Raw genomic sequence first — 16,763 nt, forward strand, 5'->3', positions numbered from 1 at the left:
TATTAGGTGAAGAGGGGATTCTATTTAATGAAAAAGAAAAATATAATTATTGGTTCAAGCGTTATCCTGTGTTTATTAGTGTTATTAGGAGCCGTATACATAATTAAGAAACATCAAAACAATACTGCAGAAGCAAAAGCACAGAAGTACTCGATCTATCATGTGACCAAAACAGCTGATTTGGCTTTAAGCGGTAGTGTTCAAGCACAGAAATCACAATTATTAACGAACCCAGATGGAAAAGTTCAGACGGTATTGGTCAAAAACGGTGATACTGTCACAGAAGGACAGCAACTATTAACAACACATGATACTGATGAACAGGAAACAGTCACTACGCTGCAAGAGCAAGTTAATAAGGCCAGAAGAACGGTGCTGCAAGCTCAACAAGAAGCTAATTCTAGCAAAAGTCAATTAGGGAAGCTATCTGCTACTGATGATGGCTACTCAGACCTACAAAAACAGCAGACGGAGGCGCAGAATGCATTAGCTGATGCTCAAGCAGATCAAACAGAAGTACAGAATAAATTACAACGAGCAAATGCTAAGGTTGATAATACGTTAACAGCTCCGTATGCAGGCACAGTGCAATTAGATTACAGTAAAACAGGTGAAGCAGAAATCACATTAATCAGTAACGACTTAAATATTAGCGGTGAGATATCTGAATATGACTATGACAAAGTTAAGGTCGGGCAGAACGTTGATGTGACGGCTACAGCTACGGGACAGAAAACAAATGCAACGATTTCATATCTTGCTAAAGTACCAGCAGCAGATAGTAAGCCTAATAATGCAAAGTATCAATTTGAAGCCCCTTTAAATGCTAAGTTCTTAGATGGGCAAACAGTTAAGATCGCTGTTCCGACTTCACAGGTACGTCTTCCAAAGGAAAGTGTTAGAAAGGGTCAGATCTACTTAGTTAACAATAAACATGTGACCAAACGAAATATTAGCGGACATGTTCAGAATGGTTATTATCTTGTGAAATCAGGAGTTACAGCAGGGCAGAAAATTATTGCTAATCCAGATAGTGCCTTAAAACAAGGTGAAAGGATTGCTGCGGATGATTGATATTAAGAAAGCTAATAAGTTTTATGGGCAAGGCGAAGCTGCTTTTCATGTTTTGCACGATATTGATCTTTCAATAGCAGAAGGAGAATTTGTTTCGATCATGGGGCAGTCTGGTTCGGGCAAGTCAACGCTGATTAATATAATTGGTTTTTTGGATGATGAATTCAAAGGTGAATATTTCTATTATAAACACCCTATTCATAAGTATACTCGTGCACAATTCTCTAAGTTACGTAATCAAAATGTAGGTTTTGTATTCCAAAACTTCAAATTAATCAATACACTGACTGTAGCGGATAATGTTGGTTTACCCCTTTTATATGCGGGAGAGAAGCGACAAGCAATCAAAAAACGAGTCAAAGATGTTTTAGAAGCTGTTGGTTTGCCGGATGCTAGTGAGAAGAAACCCCAAAATTTATCTGGTGGACAGCAGCAACGGGTTTCAATTGCACGCGCAATTGTTACCAACCCTAAGTTTTTGATTGCTGATGAGCCGACAGGAGCACTTGATAGTCAAACATCACGAGAAATAATGGCATTATTCAAGAAGTTAAATCAAAAAAATAGAACAACAATCATTATGGTAACTCATGATGAGAAAGTTGCTCTTCAAAGTGAGCGAATCGTAAGAATATTAGATGGTCGGATTTTATCAGATAAGAAGGTGGGAGCTTAATGCTTTTTATTGAGTTGCTAAAGACCTCATGGCAGTCACTGCGAGTTAATCCTAAACGGAGTTTTTTAACGATGATCGGGATTGTTATTGGAATTGCAGCGGTAATCACCATTATTGCTCTTGGAAATGGAGTTAAAGCAAAAATTCTCAAGGAATTACAGGCGACTAATTCGGGAAAACAAACGACTGAGATCAGTTACTATCCTAATGATAGTACAGCTGGGAGTCAGGGCTTTAGTGAAGATGATCTAATGCAAATTAGAAGTGACTTTAGTGCGTCTCTCTCAGATGTTCAATTCAAACGAGATACTAAAAATATCAATAAGCCAGTTTTCCTGGGAAATGAAAGTCGAACGGCAACAATTTCACTAGTTAAGGGTGCGAATCAGCACTACACTATTACTACAGGTCATAATATTGCCAAAAGTGATAATGAAGTCAATAATCAAGTCGCTTTGTTAAGTAAAAAGATGGCTATGAAAGAGTATGGAACAGAAGAGAATGCTTTGGGATCCTCGTTGACGGTTAGTGATAAGACATATCAGATAATAGGTGTCTTTAATAAACCAACTGATAACTATAATGTTGATTTTTTGCTACCACAGAAAACATACTTATATTCAACAGCTGCTCAAAACGGAAGTACAATTAAGCTGACCTTCAATAAGGGAGTTAAAGTATCAGCTGCCTCTAAGAAGATTGCTTCATTTCTTAAGAAAAATGGTTCGAGTAAGAAAGAAGGAACCTATGAGTATACTGATATGGGTTCACTACTTAGCGGAATTTCAAAAGTAATTAGTTCATTAACCTACTTTATCAGTGCAATTGCAGGAATATCACTTTTTATTGCAGGTATTGGTGTTATGAATATGATGTATATTTCAGTTTCTGAGAGAACACAAGAAATTGGGATTAGGTTGGCAGTCGGTGCGTCAGCCCGTTCAATTATGCTACAATTTCTACTTGAAGCGATTATGCTAACTGTTTTTGGAGGACTACTAGGCTTTTTGATTGGTTGGGGAACAGCAGCGTTAATTTCACTCGCTTTGCCATTTAAGGCGATTGTGACAGTAAGTTCTTTCTTGTTAGCTTTTGGAGTTTCATCGTTGGTGGGGATTGTATTCGGTCTTTTACCAGCCAAACAGGCTGCTGATAAAAACTTAATTGATATTTTACGGTAGTATGCTGAATTAGGTAGAACAGTTCTAAGTCATCTAAAACGAGTATAGTTATAAGATAAGCTTTGTAAAGGGGAAGCAATGTTTTTTGCTTGCTCTTTTTATTTGATTTACATAATTGGTTTTTATTAAAAATAAATAATGTGGTTAAAAGATTCTAGTTCAATATTTGAAATATCAAATAGTAATTTGCTCAGAGCTGATGACAAAAAATTATTCTGAGATAAAACAGAGTTCTCTAACTAGCTAAGTAATATAGTTATTACAGCATTGATAACAAAAGTAGCTTTGCTACTAGGGATTAGTTTTAATGGCTTCTTTGGATCCTGTTAGCTAATTACAGAACGGTAATAATACCATATTGATATTAGTTATCTTTAAGCGTGTTAGCCAGTTTTTAATTAACATGATATACTTAAACACAGAAGAAGAGACTCTACTAGAATAGAGCTTTCTATATCAGGTATTTTAAAGACGGTAGCTTGGGTACGAAATATTATAAAAAGCCGTCCCGCAACTGGAAAAAGTTGAGTAGGGCGACTTTTTTATTAGTTTTTATCAATGTACCAGTAGTGCATTGATGAGAGTGATTACGTTACTCTTAGCGAAGAGCTAGATAATACTTCTAACATCCAAACCCCTGGCACTTCTTATATCCTCGACAACAATAAAGGCGTTCTTATCTTCTTCTTCAATAATGGGGACAAGACGCATCACTCTTTTGGGACTGGCAATCATATACAACATCGGCTGGTCTTTATCACTATAATAACCTGTAGCAGTTAAAATAGTTATTTCTTGCTTAAACTGAGAAGAAATATTAGCCGCAATCTGTCTATACCGAGGCGAAATTATCATAATTGCTTTTTTGGCACCAATCGTCGATAAGAATTGATTAGTAAAGACTGAACACGTATAGAGATAGATGATCGTCAGAATAGTATTATTGAATCCAATTATGAATATGAATGGTATTGCTACAAACAAATTAAAGATTAAACTCCCAGTCCCTAAAGAGATGCCCCAGTAACGATTAATAATTTTGCCGATAATAGAGTCACCTGCGATCGTTCCATTAGATTTAAAAATTATCCCCATAGAGATTCCTGTGAGAGCGCCCGCTAAGAGTGTGGGAATAATCAGCTGATTAGTATGGTAGTTATAGATCACTGGTAATTTCAAAAAGATCGTCATGCATAATAAGCCCCAGATTGTTAAAAGAGTGGTCTTGGTATTAAGCAAACGGTAGCCGATAATAATCAAGAATAGATTGATCAGGAAGTTGGAAATATATGAAGGAAAGTTGAACGTATAGTATAGTATGGCGGTGATTCCCATTGCACCGCCTTCACCTAAGTGACAAGGAAGCAGTAGGTAATTATAAGTCATTGAATATATAAAAGTACCAGCTGCGATACCTAGAAACTCAGAAATTCTTAAATTTAATTGTTGGAAATAGATAACTAACTTTTTCATTTGAGCACCTCTGCTATGTAATATTGAAGAAAAGAACATTGATTAAAACTAATCTTAGTTTTTGAAGGGAGCCATTAACTGACTGCTATTACATAGTAGTCTAAATTATGGAAAAAACACATCAGAAGAAATATTATAAACACACACCTTTTTCAAATGTCCATTTAAGAATCTATTTGGCGATCATTTTAGGTCAGTTTACTAGCGGTTACGCGATTAAAGTCAGCGGAACAGCTATTGCCGAAGCCCAAAAATATCTACAGATATCCAGTTCCTGGATCGGGCTGATAGGTGCGGGGACACTAATTGGCCTTGCAGGTAGTGTTTTTGTCGGAAAAATTTCTGATAACATTGGACGAAGACGACTGCTGTTGGTTAATATGTATATTCTGACAATTATTTCATTATGTCAGCTATTTACGTCAAATCTTTGGCTAACACTTATTTTTAGAATAATTATTGGTCTAATGATTGCGATTGATTATACAGTCGGAAATACGTTACTTATTGAATGGCTGCCCTTTAAAGAAAGCGGCAAGATGCAAAGCCATTTAATTATATACTGGGTTCTAGGTTTTATCATAGCGTACTTTTCAGGAGCGCTGATAACTGGTTTTGATAGTTTAACATGGAAACTTATCATGGCTTCTCCAGCTATCCCTGGGGTAATTACCGCTGTTTTTCGGTCGTTTGCTAAGCTGCCTGCATCACCTAGCTGGTTGGTCAACCAAGGGAAGCCCAAGAAAGCGCAAAGGATTATTCAAAAACACTTAGGGTTTAAGTGGGGCATCTCTAAGAAACAGCGTAAGCAAGTTACAAAACCATCCCCTGTCTTTTCTTGGACAATTCTTTTTTCCAAAAAATATATCAGACAAACGATCGTTGGTGGTGTGTTTTACGCATCCCAGTCATTTACTTTTTTTGGAATTAGTATTTTTTTACCGATCTTAGTTACAAAGATGGGGATATCCAATACCGACCTAGTAGGTTATCTATATAATGGGTGCATGCTTGTAGGTGTTCTCCTAGGTATAAGAATCTTTAGAAATATTAGTAGAAGACATTTTCTTGTTGGCGATTTTATCTTAGCCGCAGTTTGTTTACTCGTACTATCACTATGGAGCTCAATTCCTAAAGGGATGTCACTATTAATCTTTTCCTTCTTCTCAATTGTCCTTTCCATTGGGCTAGTTATCGATTATCCTTATACCTCTGAACTTTTTGACTCAAATGTTCGTGGAACCGGTGTTGGAATGGTCGTTACACTCAGCAGAGTTGGTGCTGCCGCAGGAACTTTTTTACTCCCTGTTATTACAAATGGCTTAGGTGTAAAAGCTTCAATGTTACTTTGTGGTTTAGTTCTTTTGCTTTCAGGGATTTTCTGTTTCGCGTTTGCCCCAGAAACCTCTTTGCGACATTCAGAGAAGCTGACGTCCGAGCAGTAATTATACATGAAAAATAACTGTATATCTAGCCTTAGAAGGTAGTATGATAAAGCCTTTTTTGTAACCCTGATTTAGTAATAATATTACGGAAAATACAAGGAGTCAATTAGAGATAAATAACTTTAGAACATGTTTCCTTATACACTTAGATTGCAACTTGAAGTGGTCTAGGAGTACTAAGAAGGAAGTGTGTTTTTTTGCTAAAAAACCTTTAATTTAATTACACAGTTTTAGAATATCATATTTATTTATATTCAAGTGATATTCTTTAGAATTATACTCCATTATTAGTTTATTACATGGTATTCTTTAAATACTAAGCGTAAAAAATATAACAACTAAAATAATAAAACTAGTAGAGAATACTTAATTGAAGTAAATAGGCTAAAAGAATATTAGGTATGATCTGTGCAAGCTTAAGGAGTAGTTATTGTGAAAATATTATTTGGAAGTCCTAAAGAATATGAATTAGATTCAATTATGCAGATTGAAAATGCAGGTTTTTCCTCTGATGAGGCGGCTACACGTGAAAGTATGCTTAGCCGTATCCAAACAATCCCCGATACTTTTATTGTGGCATATAATAAACAGCAGGAACCACTAGGCTATGTAGTAGGACCAGCTTCAGGAGAAAAATATATTAGTGATGAGTTATTTGAACATACTCAGGCCAATAGTGGGGATGATAAATACCAAACGATCCTTAGTTTAGCAGTTTCTCCTGATTATCAGGGTCATGGTATTGCAAGCAAGTTACTTACACAGTTAGCTGAGGTTGCTCGTGAACAAGGGCGTGCGTATATCACACTAACTTGTTTAGAAAAATTAATCCCATTTTATGAAAAAAATGGTTATCTTTTAGAAGGTGTTGCTGAGTCACAGCATGCAAATGAAGTTTGGTATAACATGACATACAAGCTTTAATATATACATTAGGGCCTAGTCAATATATTCGTGATTTCCCGGGAAATAGCAACTATAATACACTAGTTACTTAGAACTTATCCTAAAGCACCTCTTAACGTCTATTTACAGATGTTAAGAGGTGCTTTTTTGAATAAACCTTTTTACACAGAGTATTTCAGAGATCCTACCTTTAGATATTTCATTGACACTTACAGAATATAAGACTATTCTTTAAAAAAATAAAGGCTATATAATTTTAGGGGGGAGAATAATGAAAATTTTTTGGCAGTTATTTTGGGGATACATCCTTTCCGGTTTAAACTTAGGGATCACATTACTAATAATCAATGAACGCGGAACCGATACGCAGATTCCAGCAGGGATGGATCTATTGAATATGTATTTTATTTTTAATAGTCTCGTTTTTTTCCCAGCTGCTTATCTGATTATAGTTAAGTACCGTAGGAACAGAAAAAGAAATGCAGAAATGAGTAATATTCAAAAAGCATTTAAAAATAATGGTGAATCGTTTGCCACTGCGAATTTCATTCCGGCTTACCTCTATCATGGTGCAGCAGCAGACTCAACTGCAGCGATTTTTTTACTATACTATCTTGTCTTTCTTATTGCCCCGTTAGTATTGTTATGCTGGGGAATCCGAATTTTATATAGAAGATGTTATTTTAAATAGTATTCATTAACTAGCTGAATTATTTACCCATAAAGGATTGAAGTGACGAGTGGTCTGATATGTGTGACTATGAGACTAGGCTTGTATTTCTATATTAATAGGTTTAATTTATAATATAAAGATAGTTGGGTTAGTTGGATATTTATATTCTTGAACAATTCAAGAAGGAGGAGTAAACGAATATGAATAATGATCTCAGAAGTAAGGTTAAGGAAGATCTACAGAAACTCTTTGAGAATTTAGATAAACGTAAGACACAGACGGTGGAAATACTCGATATCAAAGATGTCTTAGCGCAAATTCACAGTAAAATAGGTGATGTTAAGAATCCAGAAGCTTTGATTAATAGATTGGTGAACTATATCCGTAGCCTTGCAATAAAAGGTAGAATTCATTTTTCCAGTACAGAAGAGCAATTAATAATTGATTTGGGTGTAATTGGACAACAAGCAGGGCTTAATGGTGTGTATATGGCCGATTTTTCTGATAAAGCTCAGTTTTATAGTGTTTTAGAAAAAATACCACGGCATAATTAACTTTAGCTTTTGACCCTGAATATTGACTGCAACCCGAAACCTTGTATATTCTTAGATTAACGAAATAAGAGGATAAATTACGACATGTTTGATAGTTTACAAAAAATTAAAATAAATTGGAAAATAATTATTTTCTGGATAGGTATACTGATATTTGATGATTTTATTTTTACCCCTTTGAGTGTAATGTTACATCTGAGAGGATCATACTGGCTACTAGGAGTGTATTTTAAATTAGCAGAGCTTTTATGTGCAGTCGTATTAAATACGTTGCTACTTCATCAAAAGGTACATTTGAGAACTAGGATAGGTAAAAATTCAGTGATGCTATTTTGGGCTATGGGTGCTATTTTATTGCTAACTTTAACTAGTCTAAATGGTAACGTTAAGACGGCCTTAATCGTTGGAACGATTGCTAGTATTCCAGAGGAATATATTTTTAGAAGCGTGATATTAGGTAGTTTACTTAGCGGTATATCCCACGTGAGAGCTGTTAAACCAGTGTTAATACAGATAGCTGTTTCTAGTTTGTTATTTAGTCTTTATCACTTAGGCAATGTAAGGTTTGACGGCTTACCAGGGACGTTGCTGCAAATGATTCAGGTTTTGGGGTTAGGTTTTCTTTTAGGGTGCTTATATGTAAAAAAGGGCAGTTTGATCTTCCCACTAATCGTTCATTTCTTTTTGGATTATATAGTCACGATAATAGGAAAAGGAGTTGTTGCACCGTCAGTATCACAGCTAACTATTTTTAGTCTAGGTTCAGCTCTGTTTATTATGTGTGTGTATGTTATGGTCGGGCTTATTCTATTAGATATACATAACTATTAAGCTTTAATACATTAAATTAAAATACAGAAAACCCGCAAACTTACTGTGGAAGCTGAGTGTTTGCGGGTCTTTTAATATATGTTTAGCGTTGGCTAGGAGAAACACGACTAATAACAGGCTGTAGGAAATGATAACTTAGTCCAAGGACAGTTCCGATCAAAGCTGGGACGACCCAGTCCATTCCAATTGCTGAAAAAGGAAGGACACTATGTTGAAAGGCCGTTAAAGTTTTTCCCAGACCACTTTGGCTGATAACAGCAGGGAATGAACTAATCATGTCTAATAGAGCGGGGATAGTTGTAAAACCAACAACTAGTCCATATACAACTGGATCGTGGTCAAACAAAGGTGAACAAACTGATAAAAGGATCAAGACCATTGCAAAGGGATAAAGGAACATTAGAATAGGTGTTGACCACTCAATGATGGTATCCAATCCAAAGTTGGCGGTAATGAAGGAGACAGAACACATTAAAGCTAACCAAACATGATAACTAAGTTGGGGAAAATGTTTATGAAAGTCTTGTGCAAAAGCGGCAACTAAACCAACAGCAGTTGTTAAGCAGGTCAGGGTCATTAAAGTAGCTAATAGAGCATGACCAATACCACCCATATAAAAGGAAACGATTTGATTAAAGGCTACGCCTCCATCAGCAGACAGTTTAAAATGGGCGAGGGTCGTTGCACCAAGCCAGATCAAACCGATATATAAGATACCTATAGCCGCAGTAGCAAGGAATCCAGCTTGAGCTGTAACACGAGCATTGCTGCTGGGTTTAGTTTTTCCCAACTGGCGAACAGCCGTAACAACAGTTACACCAAAAGCTAAACCAGCTAGAGCATCCATAGTATTGTAGCCCTGTAAGAAACCATTAAAGAAAGCAGCTTGGTGATAAGCGTGTACGGCAGGTTGTGTACTTGCTGCACCTAGTGGATGGGCAAAAGCAAGTAAAAAGATACTAAATAATAGCAGTAAAAAAATAGGGTTCAAGATCTTTCCCAGGCTGTTTAGGATATTAGACTCTTGATATGCGATGAAAAAGGCAAAGATAAAAAATAGAGCTGAAAAAATTAGCAATCCTGGACGAGCCCAAGAAGTTGGTAACAGGGGCTGGACCCCGACTGTAAAAGGAACGGTGGCAGTCCGGGGAGTTCCGAATAATGGTCCAATAGTTGCATGAATTAAAATCATGAAGGTTAAAGCAAAGATATGGCCTAATGGTTTACCGATATCATAGACACCTTCAGATTTGGTAACACTGATTGCTAGTACAGAAAGTAGCGGTAGGGCAACAGCTGTTACTAAGAAACCAAGCATTGCTACGAACCAGTGAGAACCTGCCATTTGGCCTAAATGTAAGGGAAAGATTAGGTTTCCCGCTCCGAAAAATAATGCAAATAACATTGAACTAACGATAAAGTATTCTTTTTTGTTTAGTGGTTTTTTATTCAAATCCTGATTCATTCTTGATCTACCCCTTTTTTTCTTGGATTGTTTAAACGTTTAATCTGACTAATATCACTTTCATCTTTCAAATTCATCACCCTCTCCATTCAAAAACGCTACGAAAAAAGCACCCCTAATCTGCTATAACAGATTAAGGGTGCTTAATAGCACGGTACCACCTTATTTTTATAACCATCAAAGATGATTAAATCTCACGTACGGCTAAAAAAGCGATACGCCAGCACGATAAAGGGTGCCACCAGTGTACGTTACTAAGATTTCAGTACATCGCTCAAAAGGGATTTTCCCGTTCGTTATCATGCTTTCTCTCACCAAACAAAGCTCGCTTTATGAATACAGAAGGTACTTAACTTTCTCACAGCGTTTCCGTGTATATTAACTTGGGAATAGTGTACTATTAAAATAATTATTTGTCAATTTATTATTACAGGATAACAAAAAAATGATTACGGTAGAGTGCAGAGGAAGGGAGTTCTTACAATATGTCACTTGCTATATTTTAAAACTAAAATGATAACAGCCTAATCAAAAGCCACCTTTTGATTAGGCTGTTAGTTTATTAATATCTGCGAATAAACCACAAGTTTTACTTGTGGGGGTGAAAAAAGCTTCAGCGTGAAAAACTCCCTTTCGATATAATAGTTTTTGGCTACCAACCAAGACTAAAATCGAAAGGGAATTTTTGCCTTGTCTAAAGACGCTAATAGCTTAACACATACTAGATGGAATTGTAAGTATCACATTGTTTTCACACCCAAATATAGAAGAAAAGTAACTTATGGACAATTAAGAAAAGATATCGGGCATATTCTTCGGCGGTTGTGTGAATTGAAGGATGTTGAAATTATTGAGGCACATGCAATGCCGGATCATATACATATGTTAGTAAAAATATCGCCGAAGATGAGTGTTTCTAGATTCATGGGACATGTTGGGAAGAAGAATATTTATCTCAGTTGGCCGTTTGTTTATTCAATGCTGATTCTAAATTATATGGGGCAAGGTTCTTGGATTATGACACATATTCAGCAAGATAACTTACTAGAACAGTCATCTAATCCCTTTTTTGAGATCCTACCGGGTCAGTGGCGTTTTGTTGGTGTCATTTTAGCAACATTAGCGGCTATTATTGCATCACAAGCTCTTATTTCGGGCGCATATACACTTGTTAGTGAAGCGATCAACTTAAAGGTAGTTCCTCGTTTGAGGACCTTCTATCCCAGTGATACTAGGGGACAGATGTATATCAGTACCGTTAACTGGATATTATGTATCATTGGACTTCTAGTAGTTTGGTCTTTTAGAACATCACATAATATGGAGGCCACATACGGACTCTCAATTACGATCACAATGTTAATGACGACGATCCTTTTATTTGAATTTATCAAAAAACACGGGCAACTAATAACTGCCGGGGTATTCTTAATTTTATTTGGCAGTATTGAAGCCGTCTTCTTGATTGCTAGTTTAGGTAAGTTTATCCATGGTGGCTACGCTACTTTAATTATTATGAGTGCTATTTTGGCAGTGATGATTATTTGGTTTTATGGTAACAAACGCCGGGAAGCCATTTCAAAACAAGATGATTATTTATCACTGAAAAATTATCGTAAACAGTTGATCAATCTCTCACAGGATGAAAAAGAACCTTTATTTGCAACAAATTTAGTATATATTGCTAATATGCACCAGAACTATCTGCTTAAACGAGCTATTATCTATTCGCTGATTGGCTCAAAACCTAAACGAGCAGCTGTCTACTGGTTTGTTACAGTTCATGAATCATCAGATCCATATGAAAAAAGTTATGCGGTTGATATGTTAGGGAGTAGCAATCTTGTCCATGTTATTTTTAACTTAGGATTCAAGGTTGAGCCGCAAATTCATGCTTATATTAAACAGATTGCGAATGATCTTATTAAGCAAGGTGTTTTAGCACCGCAGTTTCTACGCTATGCAATCGATAAACACGGAATCGTAGGAGATTTTAAATACGTTATCTCAAACCAGTATTACACGGATTTATTAAATTTGCCGAATGTTTATACATGGGACAGATTTCTAATCGGGGGACGGTTATGGTTGCAGTCGCATACAGTTGCACCTAGTAGCTTTTATGGACTTGAATTCAGTGATGTTGTAGAGGAATTTGTGCCGTTATTTATTGAGAATCAAAAACGTAAAAAACTAACACAGTTATTTGTTAAAAATACAGTTAAGAAGAATAATAAGAGCTAGTTACTAGCGAAGAAACCTTAATTAATAAAGAGCCGGGTCAAAGATTTTCATTTTGACGCGGTTTTTTGTATTTTTCTTGATATCTGTCAATTTATTCTGAGATAAAGAGTCTTAAACTAATAGTAGAAAAGGAGGAGAGTGCGATGGGCAAGATCCAAGGTTTCTTAAAAAGATATGAACGTCAAAATGTTTTGCTAATGACTATTCTGTTAGTATGTGCGGGAATAGTTCATTATTTAAGTGGAGCGGGACTCAGTTATAAACTCTTGTTAGTTATAGTTGCATTATTTGGCGGAATACCAATAGCACTTAGAGCCAGCGGGGCCCTGTGGTATAAGGTTACTTCGATTGAATTGTTAGTAACAGTTGCAGTTATTGGCGCATTGGTTATTGGTGAATTCAATGAAGCTGCAATTGTCGTATGGTTATTCAGTCTGGGTAATATCCTTGAAGCTATTACTTTGAAAAAGACCCGTTCAGCGGTTAAAAAGTTAGCTGAAATGGTACCACAAACAGCTTTAAAAGTAAGTAAGAGCGATAATGCTATCGTTACAAAAGTTGACATTGATGATGTCATTGTAGGCGACGATCTTTTAGTAAAAACAGGGATGCAGATCCCTGTTGATGGAGTAGTCATTGCAGGCGGTGGCTATGTTAATGAGGCCAGTATTACAGGTGAGGCGAAAAGAGTAAAAAAGCGGATTACAGATAGTGTTTCAGCTGGGACAATTTTGGAAAATGGGACATTGACAGTTACGACTCGAAGCGTGGGAGAAGAAACAACTTTTGGGAGAATTATTGAATTAGTTGAGGAAGCTCAAGATAGTAAAGTAAGTGCACAAAAAGTTATCGATAAGTTTGCTAAGCATTACACGCCGCTCGTAATTGTAGCAGCATTGATTGTTGGACTACTTTTTAAGAATGTTAGGCTAGGAATTACAATTCTTGTACTAGGCTGTCCAGGTGCATTAGTAATAGGAGTCCCCGTATCAACTGTTGCGGGAATCGGGAGTGCAGCACGCAAGGGGATCCTTGTGAAGGGTAGTAGTAGTTTTCAGTTATTAAAAAAGATTGATATACTTGCTTTTGATAAAACGGGAACCCTTACTAAGGGAATGCCAGTACTTACAGCAACCTTTACCTATGAAGGTGACGTAGAGAGTAACCATCGTCTTCTCTACAGTATTGAACGTGAATCAGATCATCCGTTAGCAAAAGTAATCGTAGCGGAGTATAACAGATGTCAATCGTTACCGGTTAGCCAGACAATTGTGATAAAAGGGCGAGGGATACAAGCTGAAGTTAATGGGGAAAAAGTTTTGGTAGGAAATGAACGTTTGCTCAAAGACAATAATGTAGATATTCGAGCCGCAGTCCGAGATAGAGATACGCAAGCCGGGAAGTCATTGCTGTATCTTGCAGTCAACGGTAAGTTACATGAATTGCTTGCAATTAGTGATACGCTGCGCGCGGGTGTACCGAAAGCTTTTCAGCAGTTGAAACAGTTAGGTTTACAGCAGCTGGTAATTCTCTCGGGCGATAATACAGCTGCGGTTGAGCAACTGGGACATAAGTTGGGAATCAGCAAGTCCTTCGCTAACTTACTGCCTGCTGATAAGGCAGCTGCGGTTAAACAGTACCAAAATCAGGGACAACGTGTGGCTTTTATTGGAGATGGAATTAATGATAGTCCAGCTTTGACTACCGCTGATCTTGGGATCGCGATGGGGAATGGGACTGATGTTGCATTAGATGTTTCTGAGGTTGTTTTGATGAATTCCGATTTTGAGAAATTACCGCAAGCTATTTCATTTGCCCGAAGAGTAATGAGAAATATGACTGAAAATATTATCATTGCAGTTGCTGTGGTAGGTTTGCTGTTTATGGGACTAGTGACAGGGCATATTTACATGGCTTCAGGAATGTTTTTTCACGAATTAAGCATTTTAGTCGTGATCTTTAATGGAATGCGGCTTTTAAGATAATAAACAGATTATTATCCCAATTTTACATTATATGAAAGGAATGAGTACAATGATAAAAATAACGATGGTTTTAGGTGAACTAACGTGTCCATCTTGTCTAACTAAAATTCAGGCAGCACTTGAAAGTCAGGGAGCCCAGGAAGTAAAAGTTCTCTTTAACACAGGGAAAGTTATTATTCGAACAACTAAAAGTAAGCCAAGTGCGGCAGCTTTTAAGCAAGTTGTGACTGATTTAGGGTATAAGGTTTTGAAAGTGCGTGTTAAGGAGGAAACTAAATAATGTTAGCGGGAAAAAAGTACCAAGAAGAGTTAAAACAGGCAGATCAGGACCACCATACGCCGACTGCTGGCGCAATGGTGGGGCATATTACTGCAAATTTATTAATTCATAGTCTTAAAATCAACCAAGCAAAGTGGTTTGTTAAGGAAACAGCTGTACTTTTTATGGAACAAAATGCTAATGAATGGCTAAGAAAAGAATATGTGTATTTTGATAAGATCAATGAATTAATGGTAAGTGAAGGCGAGGCGATACCAACAGTTACCACTCAACTCGTGGAATATACAATGCTCCAAGAAGACGGTGCCCAAAAGTATGAAGCAGGTGAGCAGCAGATCTTTGATCTGATTAAAGACTTTGATACACAGTTGCTTTTTATTACCCGGGCAATAAAATTAGCTGAACAAGAGGGAAAGACAGCTTTGCGTTATGAATTAGGTGAGTTGGACGGATGGATAAAAAAGCAGATTTTTAAAGGTCAGCGCTTTTTAGGACACGAGCTGACGGAAGGTTTAACTTCAGCCGAAATTGATGAGGATGATTAGCTGGTAGGGGGCTTATAATATTAGGGGAGAAAAAATAGGAGGATCTCAATGGCTAATAGTAAAAAGGATCATCTCTGTGTGCAACATGTTCCTCTTTTTACCGTGTTAGAACGTGCAGAGCAAGAACAAATAGAACAGCTTATCCATTATAAGCAATTTAAACAGGGAGAACAGTTATTTATGCCAGGTAATCCACAGCAGCTTTTTATTGTAGCTCGCGGCGAAGTTAAAGTGTACCAGTTAACAGCAAATGGGAAAGAACAATTCTTACGGGTATTAACGCAAGGAGAATATGAGGGTGAGACTTGGCTCTTTGGCAATGCCAATAATAATATTTTTGGTACTGCAACAACGGAGACAGAGGTTTGTACTTTACACAGAACAGACTTACAGCGGCTATTAAAAAAGTATCCCGTTTTAGCAATAAAGTTATTAGAAAAGAGCGTTGCTAAAACAGTTGCTTTGGAAAAACAAAACAGGCTGTTGATGATAGACCGTGTAGAAGATCGCTTAGCGGCTTATTTGCTCAATATGGCTAAAGCTGGTGCAAGTGATTCGTTTACTATTGCAATGAAGATGAAAGAGCTAGCAGCTTTTCTGGGAACAACACCCGAGACGTTATCCCGGAAATTCAAGTTACTTGAAAAAGTTGGTTATATCAAACGACAACGCCGTCAAGTCGTACTAATAAATCCTCAAGGATTGGGTATGGTCGTAAGACATTATTGATGGGAACAGTATGGCCGGACCGTTACGTAGCCTATGCGCTATCTTATCAGTATGGAAACTAGATGTTGAGAATTAAGGCGGTCGCGTTCTTATTGAAAAAATTGGATACGCAGGTTAAGATAATATGAAATTTTTAACAGACTATAAAGTTGAATATATATGTTATAATGTAAGTGCATACATTTTGAATAGAAAGGAGATTGTTACTATGTACATGATAAAACTTAAAGTATCTTCTTTTGACACAACCTTTTGGGATGATGAGGGAAAATATTACTTAACTGGGACAACAAGCAACTCAGAAAAATATCAAGGAGGAATCAGATTTAATATTCGTAAGACAAATATTAGTGATTTGGTAAGAACTTCTAGTATTGATTTTACTAGTGATCCCAATGATAGTGCTGTAGTTGATGGCAATGATCATGACCGGATTAAGCTCTCCTTTGCTTAGAGTTTCTGGATATATCAATATAAAATAAAGAATACCACGAAGAACAACAAGTTGGTGTTTTGATTAAATAAAAAGGGACCCAGTTAAAATTCAACTTTTGACTGGGTCCCTTAGCTATCTAGAGGTGGTGGTTTTGCTGTTTTATGTTAATAATTAGATTTAGATAAGCAATCTGTTAGGTTTACTGGTAAAATCAAGGTGTGTAAATAAATTAGGATGTTTTGTAGAGAGATTATATGTCAGTGCGT

Annotated in this window: 16 protein-coding genes, 1 pseudogene and 1 other annotated feature; of the genes and pseudogenes, 15 read left to right on the forward strand and 2 right to left on the reverse strand. The window is 36.7% G+C overall.

The window, feature by feature from the left end; all coding sequences use genetic code 11:
- The first annotated feature begins 27 nt into the window (after positions 1-27).
- The 3 genes from FC81_RS03280 to FC81_RS03290 are packed head-to-tail and all read left to right on the forward strand — an operon-like array spanning position 28 to position 2,931.
- Positions 28-1,074, forward strand: coding sequence for an efflux RND transporter periplasmic adaptor subunit (locus tag FC81_RS03280; RefSeq protein WP_057742967.1), 1,047 nt, complete (start codon positions 28-30; stop codon positions 1,072-1,074).
- Positions 1,067-1,750: an ABC transporter ATP-binding protein gene (locus FC81_RS03285; protein WP_057742969.1), complete on the forward strand. Its 684-nt coding sequence runs from the start codon at positions 1,067-1,069 to the stop codon at positions 1,748-1,750. Before FC81_RS03280 ends, FC81_RS03285 begins: the two co-directional genes overlap by 8 nt.
- Positions 1,750-2,931: an ABC transporter permease gene (locus FC81_RS03290; RefSeq protein ID WP_057742970.1), complete on the forward strand. Its 1,182-nt coding sequence runs from the start codon at positions 1,750-1,752 to the stop codon at positions 2,929-2,931. The genes FC81_RS03285 and FC81_RS03290 overlap by 1 nt, the downstream gene beginning before the upstream one ends.
- A gap of 609 nt (positions 2,932-3,540) precedes the next feature.
- Here FC81_RS03290 and FC81_RS03295 read toward each other — a convergent pair.
- The gene (locus FC81_RS03295) at positions 3,541-4,404 is read right to left on the reverse strand and encodes a YitT family protein (RefSeq protein WP_057742972.1); all 864 of its coding nucleotides are present in this window, start codon (positions 4,402-4,404) and stop codon (positions 3,541-3,543) included.
- 107 nt (positions 4,405-4,511) lie between these two features.
- Between FC81_RS03295 and FC81_RS03300 the strand changes: the two genes are divergently transcribed.
- The 5 genes from FC81_RS03300 (at position 4,512) to FC81_RS03320 (ending at position 8,813) form a co-directional block, all read left to right on the forward strand.
- The gene (locus FC81_RS03300) at positions 4,512-5,849 is read left to right on the forward strand and encodes an MFS transporter (protein ID WP_057742974.1); all 1,338 of its coding nucleotides are present in this window, start codon (positions 4,512-4,514) and stop codon (positions 5,847-5,849) included.
- 432 nt (positions 5,850-6,281) lie between these two features.
- Positions 6,282-6,773: a GNAT family N-acetyltransferase gene (locus FC81_RS03305; protein WP_057742976.1), complete on the forward strand. Its 492-nt coding sequence runs from the start codon at positions 6,282-6,284 to the stop codon at positions 6,771-6,773.
- 253 nt (positions 6,774-7,026) lie between these two features.
- The gene (locus tag FC81_RS03310; protein ID WP_057742977.1) at positions 7,027-7,446 is read left to right on the forward strand and encodes a hypothetical protein; all 420 of its coding nucleotides are present in this window, start codon (positions 7,027-7,029) and stop codon (positions 7,444-7,446) included.
- Between the two features lie 182 nt (positions 7,447-7,628).
- Entirely contained in the window at positions 7,629-7,982 is a 354-nt protein-coding gene (locus tag FC81_RS03315; RefSeq protein WP_057742979.1) for a bacteriocin immunity protein, read from the forward strand.
- Positions 7,983-8,066: 84 nt separating this feature from the next.
- Positions 8,067-8,813 carry a CPBP family intramembrane glutamic endopeptidase gene (locus FC81_RS03320; protein ID WP_057742980.1) on the forward strand — a complete coding sequence of 249 codons (747 nt, stop codon included), beginning with the start codon at positions 8,067-8,069 and terminating at the stop codon, positions 8,811-8,813.
- An 82-nt stretch (positions 8,814-8,895) separates the two neighbouring features.
- Here FC81_RS03320 and brnQ read toward each other — a convergent pair whose 3' ends face one another.
- Positions 8,896-10,278 (reverse strand): branched-chain amino acid transport system II carrier protein, encoded by a 1,383-nt coding sequence (brnQ, locus tag FC81_RS03325; RefSeq protein ID WP_057742982.1) that lies wholly within the window; start codon positions 10,276-10,278, stop codon positions 8,896-8,898.
- A 132-nt stretch (positions 10,279-10,410) separates the two neighbouring features.
- Positions 10,411-10,649, reverse strand: a binding site (T-box leader).
- A 319-nt stretch (positions 10,650-10,968) separates the two neighbouring features.
- Here brnQ and tnpA point away from each other — a divergent pair.
- The 7 genes and pseudogenes from tnpA to FC81_RS03355 form a co-directional block, all read left to right on the forward strand.
- Positions 10,969-11,235 (forward strand): annotated as a pseudogene (gene tnpA, locus FC81_RS11255) (IS200/IS605 family transposase); the annotation flags it as partial.
- A 21-nt stretch (positions 11,236-11,256) separates the two neighbouring features.
- Positions 11,257-12,522, forward strand: coding sequence for a KUP/HAK/KT family potassium transporter (locus FC81_RS03330; protein WP_235804628.1), 1,266 nt, complete (start codon positions 11,257-11,259; stop codon positions 12,520-12,522).
- A 143-nt stretch (positions 12,523-12,665) separates the two neighbouring features.
- Positions 12,666-14,507, forward strand: coding sequence for a heavy metal translocating P-type ATPase (locus FC81_RS03335; protein WP_057742984.1), 1,842 nt, complete (start codon positions 12,666-12,668; stop codon positions 14,505-14,507).
- A gap of 49 nt (positions 14,508-14,556) precedes the next feature.
- On the forward strand, positions 14,557-14,787 hold the full coding sequence (locus FC81_RS03340) for a heavy-metal-associated domain-containing protein (protein ID WP_057742986.1): 231 nt from the start codon (positions 14,557-14,559) through the stop codon (positions 14,785-14,787).
- Positions 14,787-15,332, forward strand: coding sequence for a ferritin family protein (locus FC81_RS03345; RefSeq protein ID WP_057742988.1), 546 nt, complete (start codon positions 14,787-14,789; stop codon positions 15,330-15,332). The genes FC81_RS03340 and FC81_RS03345 overlap by 1 nt, the downstream gene beginning before the upstream one ends.
- A 48-nt stretch (positions 15,333-15,380) precedes the next feature.
- On the forward strand, positions 15,381-16,061 hold the full coding sequence (locus FC81_RS03350) for a Crp/Fnr family transcriptional regulator (protein ID WP_057742990.1): 681 nt from the start codon (positions 15,381-15,383) through the stop codon (positions 16,059-16,061).
- Between the two features lie 208 nt (positions 16,062-16,269).
- The gene (locus FC81_RS03355) at positions 16,270-16,515 is read left to right on the forward strand and encodes a hypothetical protein (RefSeq protein ID WP_057742992.1); all 246 of its coding nucleotides are present in this window, start codon (positions 16,270-16,272) and stop codon (positions 16,513-16,515) included.
- The last annotated feature ends 248 nt before the right edge of the window (positions 16,516-16,763 follow it).

Source organism: Liquorilactobacillus capillatus DSM 19910, from assembly GCF_001434915.1.
GTDB classification, from domain to species: Bacteria; Bacillota; Bacilli; order Lactobacillales; family Lactobacillaceae; genus Liquorilactobacillus; species Liquorilactobacillus capillatus.